Source organism: Rhodovulum euryhalinum, from assembly GCF_004342445.1.
Taxonomy (GTDB): Bacteria; Pseudomonadota; Alphaproteobacteria; order Rhodobacterales; family Rhodobacteraceae; genus Rhodovulum; species Rhodovulum euryhalinum.
Genome location: NZ_SLWW01000005.1, coordinates 64,002 through 87,280 on the forward strand (window position 1 = coordinate 64,002; position 23,279 = coordinate 87,280).

The window sequence follows — 23,279 nt, forward strand, 5'->3', positions numbered from 1 at the left end:
TCGCCTTTAGCGCGAGTTTGTGCTCGCGTTCCACCGTCATGGGTTATAGTGTTCAAGATCGGTGGTGGCATTCCTGTCCGGCTTCGGGACTAGCGACGGGGCTTTGGACGGTGCGACCGCCGAGATGCGACCTGAATCGCCGTGCCTTGCTGGCCGGCACTGCTGCGGGGGCGACGTTGATCGCACTGCATCCCTTTTCGGCCAAGGCCGCCGTCAATCAGGCGCATCTGCGCCTGATGGAGACGACGGACCTGCATGTTCACATCTACCCCTACGACTACTATTCCGACCGGCCGGTCGATACCGTCGGTCTTGCCCGAACCGCCGCCCATATCGCCGAAATCCGCGCCGAAGCCACGAATGCGCTGCTGTTCGACAATGGCGATTTCCTGCAGGGCAACCCGATGGGCGACTACATCGCCTACGAACGGGGCATGAAGGACGGCGACATGCACCCGATCATCCAGGCGATGAACGCGGTCGGCTTCGACGCCTCGACGCTGGGCAATCACGAGTTCAACTATGGGCTCGACTTCGTCATGCGGTCGATTGCGGGGGCCGTGTTCCCGGTGATCTCGGCCAATATCGTCCGCACGCTGGGTGCGCGGCCGACCGAGGATTCGACCCTTGTGCCGCCCTACGTGATCCTGGAACGGACGTTGATCGACGGGGCGGGCGTCGCGTATCCGATCCGCGTGGGTGTGATCGGCTTCATGCCGCCGCAGGTGATGACCTGGGACCGCCGGCACCTCGAAGGCAAGGTCGCCGTCCGCGACATCGTCGAGACCGCCCGCGCCTGGGTGCCGGTGATCAAGCAGGAAGGCGCCGACATCGTCGTGGCACTGAATCATTCCGGCATCGGCGAGGCCGACCATGTCGAAGGGCAGGAGAACGCGAGCGTGCCGCTGGCCGCGGTCGAGGGGATCGACGTGGTGATGACGGGCCACCAGCACCTTTTCTTCCCGGGGCCGGCCTTCGAGGGGATCGCGGGCGTCGATGCCGAACGGGGCACGATCCACGGCAAGCCCGCGGTGATGGGCGGGTTCTGGGGATCGCATCTGGGCCTGATCGACCTCATGCTCGAGCGGACCGGCGACGGCTGGCGCATCATCGGCCATGAAAGCGCCCTGCGCGCCATATCGCGCCGGAACGACGACCGGACAGTGACGCCTCTGGTGACGAGCGAGCGCCATGTGCTCGACTCGGTGGCCAGGGAGCATAACGAGACCCTGTCCTACATCCGCCGCGCCGTGGGGCGGACCTCTGCCCCGCTGTACAGCTATTTCGCACTGGTGGCCGATGATCCCTCGGTGCAGATCGTCGCGAACGCGCAGCTTTGGTACGTGGCCGAGATGCTGGCCGGAACGCCGCATGCGGGTCTGCCGCTGTTGTCGGCCGCGGCCCCCTTCAAGGCGGGCGGGCGTTCGGGCCCCGACTACTATACCGACGTTCCCGCGGGTGATATCGCGATCATGCACGTCGCCGATCTTTACCTTTTTCCCAACACGGTTCGCGCGGTGCGGGTCACGGGCGCCCAGCTTCGGGGCTGGCTCGAACGCTCGGCGGGGATGTTCAACCGGATCGTGCCTGGGACGCAGGATCAGGTGCTTCTGAACCCCGATTTCCCCAGCTACAACTTCGACGTGATCGACGGGGTGGACTACCGGATCGACCTTTCCCAACCCTCGCGTTTCGATCCCAAGGGCAAGCTTGTCGATCCCGGTGCCGCCCGGATCGTCGACCTGGCCTTGAAGGGGCGGGCGGTGACCGACGACATGGAGTTCGTGGTCGCGACGAACAATTACCGCGCGGGGGGCGGGGGGGATTTCCCCGGGGCGGACGGCAGCACGATCATCCTTGAGGCGCCGGACACAAATCGCGACGTGATCGTGCGCTATATCGCCGAGCAGGGCACGATCGACCCCACCGCCGACAACAACTGGCGTTTCGCCCCTATGCCCGGAACCACGGTGCTGTTCGACACAGGGCCGCGGGCGATGGCCTATCTCGATCAGATGACCGCGCTCGACGTCGAGCCCGCCGGGGATGGGCCGGACGGGTTCATCCGTTTCCGGATCGCCCTATAGGCGTTTGCGCCCGCCCGATCCCCATCATTCTTGCCCAAACGGAAATGTAGCGGTTCCGCAACGGAAACGGCGCCTTCGCGGATCCGAATTGTCATGGCAAGACCGCCATGCTAAACCCAAGCGTGCAATTTTATGGCGAAATCTTGACTTTTTGGAGGCCGGAAATATGAAATCTGTCGCTATCCCGCTGATGTTGGCCTCGCTGTCCTGTGCCTCGGCTGCACAGGCGACGACGATTTCCCTGCCGCAGTCGGGCGGAACGCTCAACGTAACGGTTTCTGCCCGGGCAGCCGATGCCTGGGCCGCGGTCGACCAGTCCCGCAGCGGCGATTTGCCGGCGGGTTCGGCGTGGCAGGCGGGCTCGACGATCGAGCAGCTTCCGACCACCACCTACCCGATCGACCTCGGCACCGATCCCGCGAACCCGCTTGATCCCTGCCGGAATGCGTGTTCGCCTTTCTATGGCGGCGTCTACAATGAACCGCCCTTTGCCTCTACCGGCGCGCCCGGATGGGAAACCGCTTCGTTCTGGACGGTCTTCGCGCCGGATGCCGGGTCCGCTGCGTTGATGAACCAGGCCGTGCTCGAATTCGATACCTCCCGGTCCAGCATTTCTCTGCTTTGGGGATCGGCCGACAATACCAACGGTCTTGAATTCCTGCTGGGGGGTGCGGTCGTCGGCGAGTTCTGGGGGGTGGAATTCAGCCGGTTCGGTACGCCCGATATCGTGATGCACCCCGGTCAGAGCGCCGTTCTCACGTCCTTCGACGGGATCGAGTTCGACGCACTGCGGTTTACGGCCTACCAGTCCGGCGGGTCGTTCGAGTTCAGCAATGTCGTGGCGCCGGTTCCGTTGCCGGCGGGAATGGTGCTGTTGCTGACCGGTCTCGGCGCGGTCGCCGTGGCGGGCCGGTCGCGCAAGGCGCGCGCCTGATACATGCCGCCCAAGGCCCGGGGCCGGGTTATGCCCCGGGCCCTGGGCCTTGGAGGCTTGCGAATCCTGTCCCGGGCGCCTATGTCCTAGCCCGAGAGGTTGGCGCGGGCGGACGCCTCGCCAACCCGGTCAGGTCCGGAAGGAAGCAGCCGTAACGAGTCCGGTTCGGGTCGCTGTCCAACCTCTCACCCATCCCCGATCCGCTGGACGTCACGGGTAGGCGCCCGTAGGCTTGCACGCGCCCGCGAATCCACGAGGACCCATGGCCGAGACCCAAGGCACCGCCTACCAGGTGCTCGCCCGCAAGTATCGCCCCGCCACCTTTGCCGACCTGATCGGTCAGGATGCGATGGTGCGCACGCTGCGGAACGCCTTTGCCGCCGACCGGATCGCGCAGGCTTTCGTGATGACGGGCATCCGCGGCACCGGCAAGACCACCACCGCCCGGATCATCGCCAAGGGGATGAACTGCATCGGCCCCGACGGGCAGGGGGGGGCGACGACGGACCCGTGCGGGGTGTGCGAGCATTGCGTGGCGATCGCCGAGGGCCGCCATGTCGACGTGATGGAGATGGATGCCGCCAGCCGGACGGGCGTGGGCGACATCCGCGAGATCATCGACAGCGTGGCCTATCGCGCGGCGTCGGCGCGCTACAAGATCTACATCATCGACGAGGTTCACATGCTGTCCAACAACGCGTTCAACGCGTTGCTGAAGACGCTCGAGGAACCGCCCGCCCATGTGAAGTTCATCTTTGCCACCACGGAAATCCGCAAGGTGCCGGTCACGGTCCTGAGCCGTTGCCAACGGTTCGACCTGCGTCGGATCGAGCCCGAGGTGATGATCGCGCATCTGCGCCGGATCGCCGGGCTGGAAGGCGCGCCGATCACCGACGAGGCGCTGGGGCTGATCACGCGGGCCGCCGAGGGCTCGGTGCGGGACGCGATGAGCCTGCTCGACCAGGCGATTTCCCACGGCGCGGGCGAAACCACCGCCGAAGAAGTGCGCGCCATGCTGGGACTCGCCGACCGTGGGCGCGTTCTCGACCTTTTCGACCTGATCGTGTCGGGCGATGCGGCGGGTGCGCTGGCCGAGCTTGCCGCGCAATATGCCGACGGCGCAGATCCCATGGCGGTATTACGCGATCTGGCCGAGATCACCCATTGGCTGAGCGTCATCAAGATCACGCCCGAAGCCGCCGACGACCCCACCGTGGGCCCCGACGAACGCGCGCGGGGCCGCGACATGGCCGAGCGTCTGCCCATGCGGGTGCTGACGCGGATGTGGCAGATGCTGCTCAAGGCGCTGGAAGAGGTGGCGCAGGCGCCGAACGCGATGATGGCGGCCGAGATGGCGGTGATCCGTCTGACCCATGTCTCGACCCTGCCCGCGCCCGAGGACCTCGTCCGGCAGTTGCGCGACACGCCGCCCGCAGGCCCCGCGCCCACGGGTGGGGGCACGCCGTCAGGTACGGGGCAGGGGGCGCGCGCGCAAGCGGTCAGCGCGCCACGTCCGGCGTCCGGCGGCGGCGGGGCGGCCACCGCGCTTGCCCGGGCTCCCGAGACGACGCTGGCGGCCTATGCCGCGTTTGACCAGGTGGTCGAACTGATCCGCGCCAATCGCGACATGAAGCTGTTGTTCGAGGTGGAATCCTGCCTGCGCCTTGTCAGCTATGCCCCCGGCCGGATCGAGTTCGAGCCGACCGCGGACGCGCCCCGCGATCTCGCCGCGCGCCTTGGCCAACGGCTTCAGGACTGGACCGGCGCCCGCTGGGGCGTGTCGGTCGTGGGGTCGGGCGGCGCCCCGACCCTTGCCGAAACCCGCGCGGCCGAGGAGGACCGGCTGGCGATCGCCGCGAAGGCGCATCCCCTGGTCAGGGCCGTATTTGACGCCTTTCCAGAGGCGCAGATCATCGACATAAGGGCTCCGGACCTTCCCGCCGAAGCGGCCGCCCTCGAGGCGCTGCCCGAGGTCGAGGACGAGTGGGACCCCTTCGAGGACGACTGAACGAAAGGAGAGACGGGATGTTCAAGGGATTGGGCGGGCTTGGCGACATGGCCAAGATGATGAAGGCCGCGCAGGAAATGCAGGGCAAGCTGGCCGCCTTGCAGCAGCAACTGGCTACAACGCTGGTGACCGGCGAAAGCGGCGCTGGACTGGTCAAGGCCACCGCGACGGCCAAGGGCACGCTGACCGCGCTGGACATCGACCCCTCGATCTTCAACGCCGAGGAGAAGGAGGTCGTCGAGGACCTGATCCTCGCCGCGATCAAGGACGCCCAGGAAAAGGCGCAGGAGAAGACCCAGGAAGAGACCCGCAAGCTCTCCGAGGAACTGGGTCTGCCCGCGGGGATGGGCCTGCCGGTCTGATCCCCATGGGCGACCGCCCGCGCGAGATCGAGACGCTGATCGAGATGATGGCACGGCTACCGGGGCTTGGTCCCCGGTCGGCCCGCCGTGCCGTGCTGCATCTGGTCAGAAAGCGCGCGGTGCTGCTTGTGCCGCTGGCCGAGGCGCTGCGCCGCGTCGGCGAGACGGTGCATGAATGTCCCCGCTGCGGCAACCTTACCACGGCCGAATTCTGCGAGATCTGTTCGGACGACAAGCGCGCCAATGGCGAACTTTGCGTGGTCGAGGACGTGGCCGACCTGTGGGCGATGGAACGCGGTGGCGCGTTCACGGGGCGCTATCACGTGCTGGGCGGCACGCTGTCGGCGCTGGATTCCGTGGGGCCGGAAGAGTTGCGCATCCCTGTGCTGGTGGCCCGGGTGCGCGACGAAGGGATCGCCGAGGTGATCCTTGCGCTGAACGCCACCGTCGACGGCCAGACCACCGCGCATTACATCGCCGAGGAACTGGCGGGTGCGGGGGTCGCGATCACCTCGCTTGCCCAGGGCGTGCCGATCGGGGGTGAGCTTGATTATCTGGACGATGGCACGATCAGCGCCGCGCTGAAGGCGCGCAAGGGCTTCTGAATCCCGCCTCGCGCCATTCTCACGCAATCTCAACTTGAACAGCCGGCAAGCGGGCCCTTAGCCTTGCGCAAGCGGTGCGCTAGATGCTCCGTCGAAACAGGGAGGTTTCCAAAGATGCCCACGCCCCGTCCGGCCCGTGCCGCCGTCCTGGCCCGCGCCCTGCCGCACCGGTTCTGGCTGACAGCGGGGGCGGTGGCGCTTGCGCTCGCGCTCTGGGCGCATCAGACGCTGGCCGACGAGAACGTGACCGTGGCGCATGGCATCTCGACCTTCGGCACGCTGAAGTATCCCGCCGATTTTCCGCATCTCGACTACGTGAACCCCGGGGCGCCCAAGGGGGGCGAGATCTCGGTCTGGGGCTTCGGATCCTTCGATTCGATGCATCCCTACACCACCAAGGGCCGCGCAGGCGCGCTGTCGAACGGGTTCTTCGAGTCGCTTCTGACCGGTACCGCCGACGAGGCCGGATCGGCCTATGGGTTGCTGGCGGAAAGCGTCGAATATCCCGAGGACCGGTCCTGGGCGGTCTTCACGCTGCGGCCCGAGGCACGGTTCTCGGACGGCAGCCCGGTGACGGCTGAGGATGTGGTCTTTTCCTTCGAGCTTTTCCGCGACAAGGGCCTGCCAAGCTTTCGCGTCCAGCTTTCGCGCCAGGTTGAAAGCGCCGAGGTGCTGGAGGACGGAAGGGTGAAGTTCACCTTCAAGGCCGACGCGCCCAAGCGCGACCTGCCGCAACTTGTCGGCGGGTTGCCGGTGTTCTCGAAGGCACATTACGAGTCCACCGGCCGCGATTTCGAGGAATCGAGCCTCGAACCGCTGTTGGGCTCGGGACCCTACGTGCTCAAGGAACTCGATGTCGGCCAGACCATCGTCTACGAGCGCGACCCGGACTATTGGGGGGCGAGCCTGCCGATCAACGTGGGGCGGAACAATTTCGACCGTATCCGGATCGAATACTACGCCGACTACAACGCCGCCTTCGAGGGGTTCAAGGGCGGCACCTACACGTTCCGCAACGAGGCCTCGTCCAAGAGCTGGGCCACCGGCTACGACTTTCCGGCGGTGCAGAACGGCTGGATCAAGAAGGTGGAACTGCCCGACGGCAATCTCGCGACCGGGCAGAGCTTTGCCTTCAACCTGCGCCGCCCGCAGTTCCAGGATCCCAGGGTGCGCGAGGCGATCGGGCTGATGTTCAACTTCGAATGGTCGAACGAGACGCTGTTCTACGGGATTTACGCGCGGATCAACTCGTTCTGGGAAAACAGCTATCTGGCCGCGGAGGGGATGCCGACCGAGGGCGAACGCGCGCTGCTGGAACCGCTGGTGGCGGACGGACTTTTGCCCGGAACGATCCTGACCGAACCCGCGATTATGGCACCGACCTCAGGCAACCGCCAGCTCGACCGGGGCAACCTGCGCGCGGCCTCGGCGCTGCTGGACGAGGCGGGCTGGATCGTGGGCGAGGACGGGATGCGCCGGAAGGACGGCCAGACCCTGCGCGTCGAGTTCCTGAACGACAGCCAGACCTTCGACCGGGTGATCAACCCTTATGTCGAGAACCTGCGGCGGCTTGGGGTCGATGCGGTGCACACGCGCGTGGACAACGCCCAGGCCACCAACCGCGAGCGTTCTTACGATTTCGACGTGATCACCGCACAGTTCCCGATGGACTATATCCCCGGCTCGGGCCTGCGGCAGTATTTCGGGTCGGAAACCGCCGACAGTTCGGTGTTCAACAGCATGGGCTTGAAAAGCGAGGCTGTGGACCGGCTGATCGAGAACGTGCTTGCCGCCCAGTCCGATGCCGAACTGACCACCGCGGTCAAGGCGCTGGACCGGGTGCTGCGCGCTGAACGCTTCTGGGTGCCGCAATGGTACAAGAACACCCACACCGTCGCATATTACGACATGTACGAGCATCCCGATCCCCTGCCGCCCTATGCCTTGGGCAATCTCGACTTCTGGTGGTATAACGCCGAGAAGGCCCAGAAGCTCCGCGCCGCCGGGGCCATCAGATAACGAGGCAGAGCAGCCCATGGGCGCCTATATCCTGAGGCGATTGTTGCTGATCGTCCCGACGCTGATCGGGATCATGGTCATCAACTTCACCCTGACGCAATTCGTGCCCGGCGGCCCGATCGAGCAGATCATCGCCCAGATGGAGGGTCAGGGCGATGTCTTTCAGGGCATCGCCGGCGGCGGCGACGTGGGCGGCGGGATGCAGGGCGGCGACGAGCGCTATGTCGGTGCGCGCGGCCTGCCGCCCGAATTCATCGCGGAACTGGAGCGGGAATTCGGCTTCGACAAGCCGCCGCTGGAGCGGTTCCTGACGATGATGTGGAACTATCTGCGGTTCGATTTCGGCGACAGCTATTTCCGCTCGGTCTCGGTGATCGACCTGGTGCTGGAGAAGATGCCGGTCTCGATCACGCTGGGCCTGTGGTCGACGCTGATCGCCTATCTCGTGTCGATCCCGCTGGGGATTCGCAAGGCGGTGAAGGACGGCTCGCCGTTCGACACATGGACCTCGGGGGCGATCATCATCGCCTATGCGATCCCGGGCTTCCTGTTCGCGGTGCTTCTGCTGGTGGTCTTCGCGGGAGGGTCCTATTTCCAGTGGTTCCCGCTGCGGGGACTGACGTCGGACAACTGGGACGAACTCAGCCTGATGGGCAAGGTGGGCGACTACTTCTGGCACATCACCCTGCCGGTGCTGGCCACCACGATCTCCAGCTTCGCCACGCTGACGCTGCTTACCAAGAATTCCTTCCTCGACGAGATCAAGAAGCAATACGTCATCACCGCCAAGGCCAAGGGGCTGAGCGAGTCCCGCGTGCTCTATGGCCATGTCTTCCGCAATGCGATGCTGATCGTGATCGCGGGGTTCCCGGGGATGTTCATCGGTGTCTTCTTCGGTGCATCGATCATCATCGAGACGATCTTCTCGCTGGACGGGCTGGGGCGGCTGGGGTTCGAGGCGGCAGTGGCGCGGGACTATCCGGTGATCTTCGCCACGCTCTACGTCTTCGGACTGATCGGGCTGCTGGTGGGGCTGTTGTCGGATCTGATGTATGTGCTGGTCGACCCCCGGATCGACTTCGAGAGCCGGGAGACCTGAGATGCTCGCACTCTCGCCTCTCAACCAACGCCGCTGGCGCAACTTCAAGCGCAACCGCCGGGCCTACTGGTCGCTGATCATCTTTTCGGTGCTGTTCGGCCTGTCGCTGTTCGCCGAGGTCATCGCCAACGACAAGCCGATCTACGTGCGCTTCCAGGGCGAAAGCCATTTCCCGATCTACCGCTTCTACCCCGAGACCGCCTTTGGCGGCGACCTGCGCACGGAAGCCGTTTATCGCGACATCGAGGTGCAATGCCTGATCGTCACCGGCGGGATGGAGGAGTGCTGGGACATGCCCGAAGACTTGATCGAGGACGCCCGGGACGGGGTGATCGGCGGGCAACAGATCGACAGGGGGACGGTGATCTGGCCGCTGATCCCCTACAGTTACAAGACGATTTCCGACATCACGGGCACCGCGCCGTCGCCGCCCAACGAACACCACCTGCTCGGCACTGACGACACGGCGCGGGACGTGCTGGCGCGCGTGATCTACGGATTCCGGCTGTCCATCTTCTTCACCCTGATCGTGACGGGGATTGCCACGGTGATCGGCGTCGTTGCAGGGGCGGTCCAGGGGTTTTTCGGGGGGATCACCGACCTGATTTTTCAGCGCGTGATCGAGATCTGGACCTCGACCCCGCAGCTTTACATCATCATCATCCTGTTCGCGGTCTTGGGGCGTAGCTTCTGGCTTTTGGTGTTCCTGACGGCGCTGTTCGGCTGGCCGGCGCTGGTGGGGGTGGTGCGGGCGGAATTCCTGCGGGCGCGGAACTTCGAATATGTCCGCGCGGCCCGCGCGCTGGGCGTGTCGAACTGGAAGATCATGTTCCGCCACATGCTGCCCAACGCCATGGTTGCGACGCTGACCATGTTGCCCTTCATCATCACCGGCACCATCGCCACGCTGGCCAGCCTTGATTTCCTCGGCTTCGGCCTGCCGTCATCCGCCCCTTCGCTGGGCGAACTGACCTTGCAGGCCAAGCAGAACCTCCAGGCGCCCTGGCTGGCCTTCACCGCCTTCTTCACCTTCGCGATCATGCTGTCGCTGCTGGTGTTCATCTTCGAGGGTGTGCGCGATGCCTTCGACCCGAGAAAGACCTTTCGATGAGCGGGGTCCTGAAGGTCGAGAACCTGTCCGTTAGCTTCCGGCAGGACGGGCGCGATATTCCTGCCGTCCGGGGTGTCAGCTTCGAGGTGGGGCGCGGCGAGACGGTGGCGCTGGTGGGCGAATCCGGATCGGGCAAGTCGGTGACCGCGCTGTCCACGGTGTCTCTGCTGCCCGGCAGCGCGACCGTCACCGGGTCCATCACCTACGAGGGCGAGGAGATGGTCGGCGCCTCCGAGGACCGGCTGAGGGGGGTGCGCGGCAACGACATCAGCTTCATCTTCCAGGAGCCGATGACCTCGCTGAACCCGCTGCACACACTGGAAAAGCAGCTTTCCGAAAGCCTCGCGCTGCACCAGGGGCTGACCGGCGGTGCGGCGCGCAAGCGCATCCTCGACCTGCTGCACCGGGTGGGCATCCGCGATCCCGAAAGCCGGCTCAAGGACTATCCTCACCAGCTCTCGGGCGGGCAGCGCCAGCGGGTGATGATCGCCATGGCGCTGGCCAACGGCCCGGACCTGCTGATCGCGGACGAGCCCACCACGGCGCTGGACGTCACCATCGAGGCGCAGATCCTCGAATTGCTGGCCGAACTCAAGCGCGACGAGAATCTCAGCCTGCTGTTCATCACCCATGACCTTGGCATCGTGCGCCGGATCGCCGACCGGGTCTGCGTGATGAAGGACGGCCAGATCGTCGAGACCGGCCGGACCGAGGACATCTTCCGCGCGCCCCAGCACCCCTATACGCAGAAACTGCTGGCCGCCGCCGCCGTGGGCAGCCCCGATCCGGTGAAGCCCGACGCGGCCGAGATCGTGCGAACCGACGCGCTGAAGGTCTGGTTCCCCGTTCAGCGCGGCTTCCTTCGCCGCACGGTCGGCCACATCAAGGCGGTCAATGCCGCCGACATCTCGGTGCGCGCGGGCGAGACGCTGGGCGTCGTGGGCGAGTCGGGCTCGGGCAAGACCACGCTGGCGCTGGCGATCATGCGGCTGATCTCGTCCGAGGGGCGGATCATCTTTCAGGGGCGCAACATCGACGGGCTGAAGTCGCGCCAGATGCGGCCGCTGCGGCGCGACATGCAGATCGTGTTCCAGGACCCCTACGGCAGCCTCAGCCCGCGGATGACGGTCGAACAGATCGTGGCCGAAGGCCTGGGCGTGCACGGGGTGGAGCCCGGCCATTCCAAGCGCGAAGAAGTGGCGCAGATGCTGACCGAGGTGGGGCTCGACCCTGCGATGATGCACCGCTACCCGCACGAGTTCTCGGGCGGGCAGCGCCAGCGCATCGCGATCGCCCGGGCGATGATCCTGCGGCCGCGGCTGCTGGTGCTGGACGAACCCACCTCGGCGCTGGACATGACGGTTCAGGTCCAGATCGTCGGGCTGCTGCGCGAGTTGCAGCGCAAGTATGACCTTGCCTATCTCTTCATCAGCCACGACCTGCGGGTGGTGCGGGCGCTGTCCCACAAGGTGGTGGTGATGAGGCAGGGCGATATCGTCGAGGCCGGATCCGTCCACGAGATCTTTGATGCGCCGCGGACCGAGTATACCCGCACGCTCATGCGTGCCGCCTTTGGCGCCCCCGTGGCCCCGGCGGGGCCTGGGGCCGCCATCATCCGTTAACGGCCTGGGTGTCACCGGGAAAAGGAAACGCCCGCCGCAGGGGAGGCGGCGGGCGTATCACGGGGCGTAATTGCCCCGGGGGTCGGTCGGGGCCGCGGGGGGGCGGCCCGGCCGGTGGGGTCAGATCGCCGAACTGTGCCCGGCTTTCGACAGGTCGTAGGCGTCGAAGCCGCGCGCAATCATCCGGGTCAGCGGCTTGCCGTGCTCAGGCACGACCAGCCCGTCGTTCGTCACGTCCACGAAGCCCGCAAAGCGGTCCGCGACCTCGGCGAACATCCGGTTCAACTCGGTCCTGGAGATCCCGAAGGTCTCGGTAATCTCGGCGGTCGAGATGCGGAACTCGCACATCAGTTGCTCGATCATCCGGCTGCGCATGTTGTCCTCGGGGGTGAAGACATGGCCGCGGCCGGTGGCGAAACGCCCGTCGCGGATCCGCGCGGTATAGTCCGACGTGCCGGACAGGTTCTGCGCGAAACCCTGCGGGAATTTCGAGATCGAGGACGCCCCCAGCCCGATGAGCGCGGGCGAGGGATCGTCGGTATAGCCCTGGAAGTTGCGGCGCAGCTGGCCCGCGGCAAGCGCGCGCGCCAGACCGTCCTCGGGCCGGGCAAAGTGGTCGATGCCGATCTCGCGGTAGCCGTCCCACAGGAACAACTCTTTCGCGGTCTCGAACAGCTTGAGCCGCGCCTCGGGGCTGGGCAGCGCCTCGGCCGGGATCATCGACTGGCGGCGCGACATCCACGGCACGTGGGCATACCCGTAAAGCGCCACCCGGTCCGGCGAAAGCGACAGCAGCTTCTGCACCGATTCGGCGATCCGCTCGTTCGACTGGTGCGGCAGGCCATACAGGATGTCGGCGTTCAGGCTGGCGATGCCACGGGCGCGGACCATGTCCACGGCGTCGCGGGTCACGTCATAGCTCTGGATGCGGCCGATCACCGACTGGATCTGCGGGTCGAAATCCTGGATGCCGATCGAGGCGCGGTTCATCCCCGCCGCCGCCAGCACGTCAAGCCGGGCCTCGTCGATCTCGTTCGGGTCGATCTCGACCGAGAACTCGCCGGTTTCGTGCATCGGCGCGATGGCGAAGATCGCCTCGCTGAGTTCCTTCATCATGTCCGGCGTCAGCAGCGTCGGCGTGCCGCCGCCCCAGTGCAACCGCGCCAGGGTCACGCCCGAAGGCAGCCGCCGGCCCAGCATCGCCACCTCGTCCTTCAGCGTGTCGAGATAGGCGCGCACGGGCGAGTCGGAGCGCGTGCCCTGCGTCCGACAGGCGCAGAACCAGCACAGCCGCCGGCAGAACGGCACGTGAATATAAAGGGATACCTGCGAACCGGGCTCGATCTGGTCGATCCAGCCGGCAAAGTCTCCGTCGTCTACCGATGCGTTGAAGTGCGGTGCCGTCGGGTAACTGGTGTAGCGGGGCACTTTCGCATCGAATAGACCGAGACGCGTGAGTTGCGATTCGGTGCTCATTGCACTAGCGTTATTTTCACCCAAGGGTTTGCTCCTTGATCGAAGTCAAAAATGGAAACGGAATGGCCGTTGCCGACTCTTCCCTGACCCACACGGACTGTGTCGACTGCCCGATCCGGCATCGCGCCGTCTGTGCCCGCTGCGAGGGCGACGAACTCGCACAACTGGAATCGATTAAGTACTACCGGACCTACGATGCCGGGCAGACGGTGATCTGGTCGGGCGACCGGATGGATTTCGTGGCTTCGGTGATCGAGGGGATCGCGACCCTCAGCCAGACGATGGAGGACGGGCGCACCCAGATGGTCGGCCTTTTGCTGCCGTCGGATTTCGTGGGCCGTCCCGGCCGAGAGACGGCGGCCTACGACGTGGTGGCGACGACGCAGCTGACCATGTGCTGCTTCCGCAAGAAGCCGTTCGAAGAGCTGATGATCCGCACGCCCCATATCGGACAGCGCCTTCTGGAAATGACGCTGGACGAACTGGATGCGGCGCGGGAATGGATGCTGCTGCTGGGGCGCAAGACCGCGCGCGAAAAGATCGCCAGCCTGCTGGCGATCATCGCCCGGCGCGACGCCTCGCTGAAATTCGCGCCGATGCAGAGCCGGATCGTGTTCGACCTGCCGCTGACGCGCGAGGCGATGGCCGACTACCTGGGTCTGACGCTGGAAACTGTCAGTCGGCAGATGTCGGCGCTGAAGCGCGACGGCGTGATCGTTCTCGAAGGCAAGCGTCACGTGACTGTTCCCGATTTCGACCGTCTGCTTGGCGAGACGGGCGATGACAACGATGGTGGGATGCCGGCCTGAGGCGAGGGCAGGTGGTGCGAGGCCGGACAGCCCCGCACACACCTTTCAATGCGCCATCAGGACAGGAACCCCGGTCTTCTCGAGCATGTCGCGGGTCGCTCCACCCAGGATCGCCTCGCGAAAGCGCGAATGGCCGTAGGCGCCCATGATCATCATGTCGGCCTCGATGTCCTGGACATGGCGCTGCAACACGTCCGAGATGCGCGGCATCGTCTTGGCCAGTACCGAGATTTCGGCCTTGACCCCGTGGCGCGACAGCATCTGAGACAGCGCGCCGCCCGGGTCCGACCGGTCAGAGCCGTGCTTGGGCGGGTCGACGATGGCGATGTTGACCAGTTCGGCGGCCTGCATCAGCGGCATCGCCTGCTTGATTGCTGCCATCGCCTCGTGGCTCTGGTTCCAGGCGATGACGATCTTCTGGCCGATCACGGCCGTGTCGGCCCCCTCGGGCACGATCAGAAGCGGCGCATGCCCGTCGAACAGGACCGCCTCGGTCGCCGCCTCGTCCTCGATGCCGCGCCCTTCGCCATAGGGCCGGGGCATCACGACGAGGTCCGAGAACCGGGCGCGCTGCGCGACCAGATGGCTAAGACCGGCGATCTGCGCAACCGCCGCCTCGCTTGCCCAGGCGATGCCTTCGCGGCCCATCCGCCCCTTGACCGCCGTCTCGATCGCGGTGGCATCCTCCTGCGCCTTGTGCAGGGTCTCCTGCTGGATGAAGGCGTTGGTGCCAGCGTAGTAATAGCCCGTCTGGGTGCGGTCGACCCCAAGGCAGAGGATGTCGAGATGGGCATCCTCGCGGCTGGCGAGCGTGATCGCGGGCTCCAGCGCCGAGTCGGCGATCTCGGTGTCCGTGATGATCGTGAGAATGGTCTTGTAAGCCACCAGAACTGCTCCTTACGGTCGGACGTGACGTCAGGCCCAAGTCTAGGGCCGCGTCCGGCGATCGGGCTTTGACAAGGATCAATCAGAGTCTGGAACTATTCGAAGATGCCTTGACATGGATCAATGCATATCTTTGCATACGACGGGATACGTCACGGTATCGTGAGGGAGTCGGCTGGTGGGAATCGGCCGGAAGAGACAAAGGGACTTCCAATGTGGGACTACGTTAAGATCGCCGTTTACGGCGTGATCGCGGTATGCGCCGCGATCGCGGCGAGTTACGCGCGCGATTTCCCCTACCAGGTGCATGCGGTGATCGTCATGCTGGTGGCGGCGGGGCTTTTCCTGCTGACCGTCCGCCGGACCGGTGACCCGAAGCCGGTTCCGGACACGGGCTACATGGACGATGTCGTCCGCGCGGGCGTCATCGCGACAGCCTTCTGGGGCGTTGTGGGTTTTGCCGCGGGCACGTTCATCGCCAGTCAACTGGCCTTTCCCTGGCTCAACTTCGACTGGGCCAACGGCTATCTGAATTTCGGCCGGCTCAGGCCGCTGCACACCTCGGCGGTGATCTTCGCCTTCGGCGGCAACGCCTTGATCGCGACATCGTTCTATGTGGTCCAGCGCACGAGCGCCGCGCGGCTGTGGGGCGGCAATGCCGCCTGGTTCGTGTTCTGGGGCTATCAGCTTTTCATCGTTCTGGCCGCGACCGGCTATGTCCTGGGCGCGACGCAGTCCAAGGAATACGCCGAGCCCGAGTGGTACGTCGACTGGTGGCTGACGATCATCTGGGTGGTCTACCTGATGATCTTCATGGGCACGATCTTCCGGCGCAAGGAACCCCACATCTACGTGGCGAACTGGTTCTACCTGTCCTTCATCGTGACCGTGGCGATGCTGCACATCGTCAACAACCTCTCGATCCCGGTCTCGATCTTCGGGTCGAAGTCGGTGCAGGTCTTCGCCGGCGTGCAGGACGCGATGACCCAGTGGTGGTATGGCCACAACGCGGTCGGCTTCTTCCTCACGGCGGGCTTCCTGGGCATGATGTACTATTTCGTGCCCAAGCAGGCCGAGCGGCCGGTGTTCAGCTACAAGCTGTCGATCATCCACTTCTGGGCGCTGATCTTCCTGTATATCTGGGCGGGGCCGCACCACCTGCACTACACCGCGCTGCCCGACTGGGCCGGCACGCTGGGCATGGTGTTCTCGATCATGCTGTGGATGCCGTCCTGGGGCGGCATGATCAACGGCCTGATGACGCTGTCGGGGGCCTGGGACAAGCTGCGCACCGATCCGATCATCCGGATGATGGTGGTGGCCGTCGGTTTCTACGGGATGTCGACCTTCGAAGGCCCGATGATGTCGATCCGCGCGGTCAACTCGCTGTCTCACTACACCGACTGGACGATCGGCCACGTTCATTCCGGCGCGCTGGGCTGGAACGGCATGATCACCTTCGGCGCGCTCTACTTCCTGGCGCCGCGGCTCTGGGGCAAGGAGCGGCTCTATTCGACCGCGCTTGTCTCCTGGCACTTCTGGCTCGCCACCATCGGGATCGTGCTTTACGCCGCCTCGATGTGGGTCAGCGGCATCATGGAAGGCCTGATGTGGCGCGAAGTCGACGACCAGGGCTTCCTCGTGAACTCCTTCGCCGACACCGTCGCCGCCAAGTACCCGATGTATGTCGTGCGCGCGATCGGGGGCGGACTCTTCGTCCTTGGCGGGCTGATCATGTGCTTCAACATCTGGAAGACCGCGACCTCTGCGCCCGCCCGTCGGGCGGCGCCAGTCGCGGCCCCCGCTGAATAAGGATCGAAGCCATGGCAATTCTCGAAAAGCACAAGATCCTTGAGAAGAACGCCTCGCTGCTTCTGGTGTTCAGCTTCTTGGTGGTGACCATCGGCGGCCTGGTCGAGATCGCACCCCTGTTCTACCTCGAGAACACGATCGAGGAGGTGGAGGGGGTGCGTCCCTATTCGCCGATGGAACTGGAAGGGCGCGACATCTACGTGCGCGAAGGCTGCTACGTGTGCCACAGCCAGATGATCCGCCCGATGCGCGACGAGGTCGAACGCTACGGTCACTACTCGCTGGCAGCGGAGTCGATGTACGACCATCCGTTCCAGTGGGGCTCCAAGCGGACGGGGCCCGACCTCGCCCGCCTGGGCGGACGCTATTCGGACGACTGGCACGTGCAGCACCTGCGCAACCCGCAATCGGTGGTGCCGGAATCGGTGATGCCGAAATACGCCTTCCTCGAGAACCGGATGGTCGATCCCGAGCACATCGCCGACAAGCTGCGCGTCCACCGGGCGGTCGGCGTGCCCTATACCGACGAGATGATCGAGGCCGCGGTCGCGGATTTCAATGCGCAGATCGACCCCGACGGCGACTATGACGCGCTGCTGGAACGCTATCCGGGTGCGCAGGTGCGGAACTTCGACGGGAGCCCCGGCATCTCGGAGATGGACGCGCTGATTGCCTACCTTCAGATGCTCGGCACGCTGGTCGATTTCTCGACCTTCGAGCCGGACGCAAGCCGCTGAGGGGGAGGGGATGGATACCTATTCCGTCATGCGCGAATTCGCCGACAGCTGGATGCTTCTGTTCCTGACGCTGTTCTTCGTCGGCGTGATCGTCTGGGTCCTGCGCCCGGGCAGCACGAAGGCGCATCGTGACAGCGCCAGCATCCCGTTCCGGCATGAAGACGAACCCGCAGGCGCCGAAGATGACGGTGCCACGTGCCGAAAGGAGGCGCGGACATGAGCATGGACGACAAGAAACCCCTGCCGGAGGACGAGGTCGGCACCACCGGCCACAGTTGGGATGGCATCGAGGAGTTGAACAACCCCCTGCCACGCTGGTGGCTCTGGACCTTCTATGGCTGCATCGCCTTCGCGCTGATCTACGCCGTTCTCTATCCCGCGGTGCCCCTGGTCAGCGGGGCCACGCCCGGTCTGCTGGGCTATTCGACGCGCGCGGCGGTCGTGGAGGACATCGCGGAATACGAGTCCCGGAACGCCGACCTGATCGCCAAGCTGACCGAGGTTCCGTTGGAAGTTGATGCGATCAAGGCCGATCCGGCGCTCTACAACTATGCGGTGCAGGGCGGCGCATCCGTCTTCAACGCGTATTGCGTGCAGTGCCACGGACGCGAGGGGGGCGGTGTCCAGGCCAACGGCTATCCGACCCTGTCGGATGACGACTGGCTCTGGGGCGGGACGATCGAGGAGATCCACTATACCGTCACGAACGGCATCCGGAACGAGGACAACCCCGATGCCCGCTGGTCGCAGATGCCGGCCTTCGGGGCTGACGAACTGCTCTCGGAAGAGGAGATTTCGCAGGTCGTCCAGTATGTTCGGAGAATTTCCGGGCAGGAACACGATGCCGCATTGGCAAGTGCAGGGGAAACGGTGTTTCTTGATAACTGTGCTGCATGTCACATGGAGGACGGCACCGGCGACCGCTACCAGGGAGCGCCCAATCTTACGGACGCGATCTGGCTGTATGGCGGGGATGTCGAGACGCTGACCCACACGGTGACATATGCTCGGTTCGGGGTCATGCCGACCCATGCCGAGCGGTTGAGCGAAGCGGAGCGTCGGGCCGTTGCGGTCTACGTCCACCAGCTTGGCGGCGGCGAGTGACAAAACGGCTTCCGGGGGCCGCAAGGCCCCCGGTCGATGGCACCGGCCCCCATCCTGTTCGCGCGTTTCCACGGGGGTCGGTGTCTATCATCGCCGAACCCGTATCTCCCGTCCAGCGCGCCACCTGAGACTGCCGTGTGCATCCGTGCACATAATTAGAACTTTTCCAGTTCTTGTTTGTCCGGGCTATCGATTCGATGCCGCCCCGGCAACCCGCCCGACCGCATGCGGCCCAAGATGTGAAGGCCCGAAGGCTTTCAATCGCCCGCCGCAAGGTTTAGCTAGTCCAGTTGCAGGGTTCCGCGTCGCGCCGCGGCCGGCCGGCTTGACACCTGCCCGAACGGAGTGAGCCCGTGAGCTCGACAGATCAGACCCCCGACCGCCTCTACACCGCCCGTGAACCGATCTTTCCGCGGCGGGTCTCGGGCAAGTTCCGCACCATAAGGTGGTGGCTTCTGGCCATCTGCCTGGGCATCTATTACCTGCTGCCCTGGATTCGCTGGGACCGGGGGCCGAACCTGCCCGACCAGGCGGTGCTGATCGACCTTGCCAACCGGCGCTTCTTCTTCTTCTGGATCGAGATCTGGCCGCACGAGTTCTATTTCGTCGCGGGCCTGCTGATCATGGCCGGGCTGGGGCTCTTCCTGTTCACCTCGGCGCTGGGGCGGGTCTGGTGCGGCTATTTCTGCCCGCAGACCGTCTGGACCGATCTGTTCATCCTTACCGAGCGCTGGATCGAGGGCGACCGGAACAAGCGGGTCAAGCTGTGGAACGCGAAGTGGGATTTCCACAAGACGCGCCTGCGGCTGACCAAGTGGACGCTCTGGCTGGCGATCTCGGTGGCCACGGGCGGGGCCTGGGTGTTCTACTTCGCCGATGCGCCGACGCTGTTGTGGAACCTGTTCACGCTGCAGGCCCATCCGGTGGCTTATTCCACGATCCTGGTGCTGACGCTGACCACGCTGATCCTGGGCGGATTCATGCGCGAACAGGTCTGCATCTACATGTGCCCCTGGCCGCGCATCCAGGCTGCGATGATGGACGAGGACACGATCACCATCGGCTACCGCGACTGGCGGGGCGAGCCGCGCGGCAAGCACCGCAAGGCCGAGGGCGCCGAAGCGCTGGGGGATTGCATAGACTGCTTTGCCTGTGTGAACGTCTGTCCCATGGGCATCGACATCCGCGACGGCCAGCAACTGGCCTGCATCACCTGCGGGCTGTGCATCGATGCCTGCGACGAGGTGATGGAGAAGATCGGCAAGCCGCGCGGCCTGATCGACTACATGGCGCTGTCCGACGAGACGCGGGAACGCGCGGGCGCCGCACCCCGGTCGATCTGGACCCATGTGTTCCGGGTGCGCACGATCCTTTACACCGCGCTCTGGTCGGCGGTGGGCGTCGGGCTTGTCGTGGCGCTGTTCATCCGTTCCGAGATCGACATGACGGTGTCACCGATCCGCAACCCGATCTTCGTCACCCTGTCGGACGGCTCGATCCGCAACTCGTATGAGGTGCGGGTGCGCAACATGCATGGCGAGGCGCGCGACTTCGCGATCAGCGTCACGCCCGATGACATCTTCAAGCTGGAGGTCGAGGGCGCCGAAAGCGGGGTCTTCACCGTCCCGCCCGACGCGACCGAGCTCAAGCGCGTCTATGTCGTCGCGCCGCCCGGCACCGATCCTGCCGAGGCCCAGAGCACCGGGCTGCGGCTCTGGCTCAAGGATATCGCGGCGGATGAGCAGGCCTTTACCGACACGGTCTTCAACGGGAAATCGCTGCGATGAGTGAACGGGAACTGACCGGCCGAACGGTTCTGATCATCGTCGTTTCCGCCTTTGCGGTGGTGATCGGCGTGAATCTCCTGCTCGCCTTCCAGGCCGTCCATACCTTCCCCGGTCTCGAGGTCGACAACTCCTACGTGGCAAGCCAGGAGTTCGACGCCGCCCGTGATGCGCAAGAGGCGCTGGGGTGGACCGCGGCGGCCGATTACGACAGCGTGGCCGGCCTGTTCGTGGTGCGCGTGACCGGCCGGGACGGTCTGCCGGTCAAGGTGTCCGAGATCGCGGTGACGATCGGCCGGGCCACCAGCAAGCGCGACGACCACACGCCCGCGATGGAGTATTTCGGGGGCAGCTATTCGGCCCCGGTCGCGCTTGGTCCCGGCTACTGGACCGTACGGTTCGAGGCGCGGGCCGAAGATGGCACGCCGTTCCGCCAGCGGCTGCAGCTTTTCGTAAGGGGCTAGGGGATGGGCGCGGCGCTTCAGTCCCGGCCCGCAGCCTGTCCGGCCTGCGCCGTTGCCCCCTCAGCCGAAAGGCTGGCCGAGGCGGTGGCGCCAAAGGAGGCACGGCTGTTCCTGTCGCTGCCCACGATCCATTGCGCAGGCTGCATCTCGGCCGTCGAACGGGCGCTGAACGCCACCCCCGGCGTGCGCGCGGCGCGGGTGAACCTGACGCTGAAGCGTGTCGCGGTCGAGGCCGATCCGGACGTCACCGCCGACGGCCTGATCCGCGTGCTGGACGGCATCGGCTACGAGGCGCACGAACTGGACGCGGGCGTGATCGCGGCGACCGCGACCGACAAGGCGGGCCGCGATCTGTTGATGCGGATCGCCGTGTCGGGCTTTGCGATGATGAACGTGATGCTGTTGTCGGTCGCGGTCTGGTCGGGGGCCACGGACTTCACCCGCGACATGTTCCACTGGATCTCCGCGATGATCGCGCTGCCGACCATCGCCTTTGCGGCGCAGCCCTTCTTTCGCAATGCGGCCAGGGTGCTGCGGCATGGCCGGCTGAACATGGATGTGCCGATCTCGCTGGCGATCCTTCTGGCGGCCGGCATGTCGCTATACGAAACCGCGCAGCATGGGCCGCATGCCTATTTCGATGCGGCGTTGTCGCTCACCTTCTTCCTGTTGGCGGGGCGCTATCTCGACCACCGCACCCGGGCGGTGGCGCGCTCCGCCGCCGAGGAACTGGCCGCGCTCGAGGTTCCGCGCGCGATCCGGCTGCGCGCTGACGGCACCGAGGAGATCGTTCCCATCGCCGGGATCGCGGTGGGCGACACGGTGCGGGTCAAGCCCGGCGCGCGGGTTCCCGTCGACGGTGTGATCGCCGAGGGCCGGTCCGAGATCGACCGCTCGTTGCTGACGGGCGAGACGCTGCCGGCCTTCGCGGGGCCGGGCATGGCGTTGAGCGCGGGCGAGGTGAACCTGACCGGGCCGCTGGCCGTCACCGTGACCGCGGCGGGCGAGGATAGTTCGCTGCACCGGATGGCCGACCTGGTCGCCGTCGCCGAAAGCGCAAGGAACCGCTATACCTCGCTCGCCGATCGCGCCGCGCGCATCTATGCGCCGGGGGTGCACCTGCTGGCTTTGGCGGCCTTCTTGGCGTGGCTGTGGATCTCGGGCGGCGACATTCGGCTGGCGCTGAACATCGCGGTGGCGGTGCTGATCATCACCTGTCCCTGCGCGCTTGGCCTCGCCGTGCCCGCGGTGACCACCGCCGCGTCGGGGCGGCTGTTCAAGCGCGGGATGCTGATCAAGGACGGCACCGCGCTGGAACGCCTGGCCGAGGTCGACACCGTGATCTTCGACAAGACCGGCACGCTGACGCTGGGCATGCCCGAGTCCACCAATCTGGGCGAGCATGCCCGCGGCGACCTGGAAATCGCGCTGGCGCTGGCCGAGGGGTCGGGCCACCCGCTGGCCCGCGCGCTGGCCGAAGGCGCGCGCAAGGCCGGTCTGGTTCCTGCGCGGCTGTCCGAGATCCGCGAGGTGCCCGGATACGGGGTCGAGGGGCAACTGGGCGGCGAGACGGTGCGGTTCGGCCGCGCGGCCTGGGTGGGCGCCGAGGCGGGGGACCAGACGGCGGCCTGGCTGCGCGTCGGCCAGAACCCGGCCGTCGCCTTCACCTTCGCCGACCGGCTGCGGCCGGGGGCGGAGGAGGCCATAGCCCGGCTGCGGGCGCAGGGTCTGGATGTCCGGATGGTCTCGGGCGACGCGCCCGCGCCGGTCGCCGATCTTGCGGCGCGGCTGGGGATCGCGGACTGGACGGCCGAGGCGCTTCCCGGTGACAAGGCGGCGCTGGTGCAGGCGCTGGGGGACCGGGGCGCCAGGGTGCTGATGGTGGGCGACGGGCTGAACGACACCGCCGCGCTGGCCGCGGCGCATGTGTCGATCTCGCCCGCGACCGCGCTCGACGCGGCCCGAGTCGCGTCCGACATCGTGCTGTTGGGCACCGATCTCGCGCCGCTGGGCGAGGCGGTGAGAACCGCCCGCAAGGCGGTGCGCCGGATCAACGAGAATTTCGCGATCTCGGCGGTCTACAACCTGGTCGCCGTTCCGGTTGCACTGCTCGGTTTTGCCACGCCGCTGGCCGCGGCGCTGGCAATGTCGGCCTCGTCGATCACCGTGTCGCTCAACGCGCTGCGGCTGAGGTAAGGGCCATGGAGGTGCTCGCCTTCCTCATCCCGATTGCGCTGTTCCTGGGGGGGCTGGGGCTTGCGGCCTTTTTCTGGGCGCTGAGATCCCGGCAGTTCGACGACCCCGAGGGCGATTCCCGGCGTATCCTGACCGACGACTGGGACGATCAGCCGAAACCGTAAG

General features: G+C 65.9%; 20 protein-coding genes and 1 other RNA gene. 19 read left to right on the top strand and 2 right to left on the bottom strand.

Annotated elements, in window-relative coordinates:
- Positions 1–176: 176 nt before the first annotated feature.
- The 10 genes from EV655_RS07395 to EV655_RS07440 all read left to right on the top strand — a co-directional run bounded on the left by EV655_RS07395 (position 177) and on the right by EV655_RS07440 (position 11,847).
- Positions 177–2,087 carry a bifunctional 2',3'-cyclic-nucleotide 2'-phosphodiesterase/3'-nucleotidase gene (locus EV655_RS07395; protein ID WP_243645023.1) on the top strand — a complete coding sequence of 637 codons (1,911 nt, stop codon included), beginning with the start codon at positions 177–179 and terminating at the stop codon, positions 2,085–2,087.
- A 166-nt stretch (positions 2,088–2,253) separates the two neighbouring features.
- The gene (locus EV655_RS07400) at positions 2,254–3,021 is read left to right on the top strand and encodes a VPLPA-CTERM sorting domain-containing protein (RefSeq protein WP_165905297.1); all 768 of its coding nucleotides are present in this window, start codon (positions 2,254–2,256) and stop codon (positions 3,019–3,021) included.
- Positions 3,022–3,114: 93 nt separating this feature from the next.
- Positions 3,115–3,211, top strand: an RNA gene (ffs, locus tag EV655_RS07405) — signal recognition particle sRNA small type.
- A gap of 72 nt (positions 3,212–3,283) precedes the next feature.
- Positions 3,284–5,029, top strand: coding sequence for a DNA polymerase III subunit gamma/tau (locus EV655_RS07410; protein ID WP_132543386.1), 1,746 nt, complete (start codon positions 3,284–3,286; stop codon positions 5,027–5,029).
- Positions 5,030–5,046: 17 nt separating this feature from the next.
- Positions 5,047–5,391, top strand: coding sequence for a YbaB/EbfC family nucleoid-associated protein (locus tag EV655_RS07415; protein WP_132543388.1), 345 nt, complete (start codon positions 5,047–5,049; stop codon positions 5,389–5,391).
- A gap of 5 nt (positions 5,392–5,396) precedes the next feature.
- A complete protein-coding gene (gene recR / locus EV655_RS07420; RefSeq protein ID WP_132543390.1) occupies positions 5,397–5,996 on the top strand; it encodes a recombination mediator RecR in 600 nt (199 codons plus the stop codon).
- Positions 5,997–6,110: 114 nt separating this feature from the next.
- Positions 6,111–8,015 (top strand): extracellular solute-binding protein, encoded by a 1,905-nt coding sequence (locus EV655_RS07425; RefSeq protein WP_132543392.1) that lies wholly within the window; start codon positions 6,111–6,113, stop codon positions 8,013–8,015.
- A 16-nt stretch (positions 8,016–8,031) separates the two neighbouring features.
- Positions 8,032–9,114, top strand: coding sequence for a microcin C ABC transporter permease YejB (locus tag EV655_RS07430; RefSeq protein ID WP_132543393.1), 1,083 nt, complete (start codon positions 8,032–8,034; stop codon positions 9,112–9,114).
- 1 nt (position 9,115) lies between these two features.
- Positions 9,116–10,225, top strand: coding sequence for an ABC transporter permease (locus EV655_RS07435; RefSeq protein WP_132543394.1), 1,110 nt, complete (start codon positions 9,116–9,118; stop codon positions 10,223–10,225).
- Positions 10,222–11,847 (top strand): ABC transporter ATP-binding protein, encoded by a 1,626-nt coding sequence (locus tag EV655_RS07440; RefSeq protein ID WP_132543396.1) that lies wholly within the window; start codon positions 10,222–10,224, stop codon positions 11,845–11,847. The genes EV655_RS07435 and EV655_RS07440 overlap by 4 nt, the downstream gene beginning before the upstream one ends.
- Before the next feature lie 120 nt (positions 11,848–11,967).
- On the opposite strand, the gene hemN is transcribed toward EV655_RS07440, so the two are convergent.
- Positions 11,968–13,323, bottom strand: coding sequence for an oxygen-independent coproporphyrinogen III oxidase (hemN, locus tag EV655_RS07445; RefSeq protein ID WP_132543398.1), 1,356 nt, complete (start codon positions 13,321–13,323; stop codon positions 11,968–11,970).
- Positions 13,324–13,385: 62 nt separating this feature from the next.
- Here hemN and fnrL point away from each other — a divergent pair, with 62 nt between their 5' ends.
- Complete coding sequence (gene fnrL, locus EV655_RS07450) at positions 13,386–14,132, top strand: transcriptional regulator FnrL (RefSeq protein ID WP_132543400.1); 747 nt, start codon at positions 13,386–13,388, stop codon at positions 14,130–14,132.
- A 45-nt stretch (positions 14,133–14,177) separates the two neighbouring features.
- On the opposite strand, the gene EV655_RS07455 is transcribed toward fnrL, so the two are convergent.
- Positions 14,178–15,017 carry a universal stress protein gene (locus EV655_RS07455; protein ID WP_132543402.1) on the bottom strand — a complete coding sequence of 280 codons (840 nt, stop codon included), beginning with the start codon at positions 15,015–15,017 and terminating at the stop codon, positions 14,178–14,180.
- A 213-nt stretch (positions 15,018–15,230) separates the two neighbouring features.
- Between EV655_RS07455 and ccoN the strand changes: the two genes are divergently transcribed.
- The 8 genes from ccoN to ccoS all read left to right on the top strand — a co-directional run bounded on the left by ccoN (position 15,231) and on the right by ccoS (position 23,278).
- Positions 15,231–16,829, top strand: coding sequence for a cytochrome-c oxidase, cbb3-type subunit I (gene ccoN, locus EV655_RS07460; RefSeq protein ID WP_132543404.1), 1,599 nt, complete (start codon positions 15,231–15,233; stop codon positions 16,827–16,829).
- A gap of 11 nt (positions 16,830–16,840) precedes the next feature.
- Positions 16,841–17,566: a cytochrome-c oxidase, cbb3-type subunit II gene (ccoO, locus tag EV655_RS07465; protein ID WP_132543406.1), complete on the top strand. Its 726-nt coding sequence runs from the start codon at positions 16,841–16,843 to the stop codon at positions 17,564–17,566.
- Positions 17,567–17,576: 10 nt separating this feature from the next.
- Positions 17,577–17,786: a cbb3-type cytochrome c oxidase subunit 3 gene (locus tag EV655_RS07470; RefSeq protein WP_132543408.1), complete on the top strand. Its 210-nt coding sequence runs from the start codon at positions 17,577–17,579 to the stop codon at positions 17,784–17,786.
- Entirely contained in the window at positions 17,783–18,670 is an 888-nt protein-coding gene (gene ccoP / locus EV655_RS07475; RefSeq protein WP_424511306.1) for a cytochrome-c oxidase, cbb3-type subunit III, read from the top strand. Before EV655_RS07470 ends, ccoP begins: the two co-directional genes overlap by 4 nt.
- A 353-nt stretch (positions 18,671–19,023) precedes the next feature.
- On the top strand, positions 19,024–20,457 hold the full coding sequence (gene ccoG, locus EV655_RS07480) for a cytochrome c oxidase accessory protein CcoG (protein ID WP_132543410.1): 1,434 nt from the start codon (positions 19,024–19,026) through the stop codon (positions 20,455–20,457).
- Positions 20,454–20,918 carry a FixH family protein gene (locus EV655_RS07485; RefSeq protein WP_132543412.1) on the top strand — a complete coding sequence of 155 codons (465 nt, stop codon included), beginning with the start codon at positions 20,454–20,456 and terminating at the stop codon, positions 20,916–20,918. Before ccoG ends, EV655_RS07485 begins: the two co-directional genes overlap by 4 nt.
- Before the next feature lie 3 nt (positions 20,919–20,921).
- Positions 20,922–23,114 (top strand): heavy metal translocating P-type ATPase, encoded by a 2,193-nt coding sequence (locus EV655_RS07490; protein WP_132543414.1) that lies wholly within the window; start codon positions 20,922–20,924, stop codon positions 23,112–23,114.
- Between the two features lie 5 nt (positions 23,115–23,119).
- Positions 23,120–23,278 (top strand): cbb3-type cytochrome oxidase assembly protein CcoS, encoded by a 159-nt coding sequence (gene ccoS, locus EV655_RS07495; RefSeq protein WP_132543416.1) that lies wholly within the window; start codon positions 23,120–23,122, stop codon positions 23,276–23,278.
- Position 23,279: the final 1 nt, after the last annotated feature.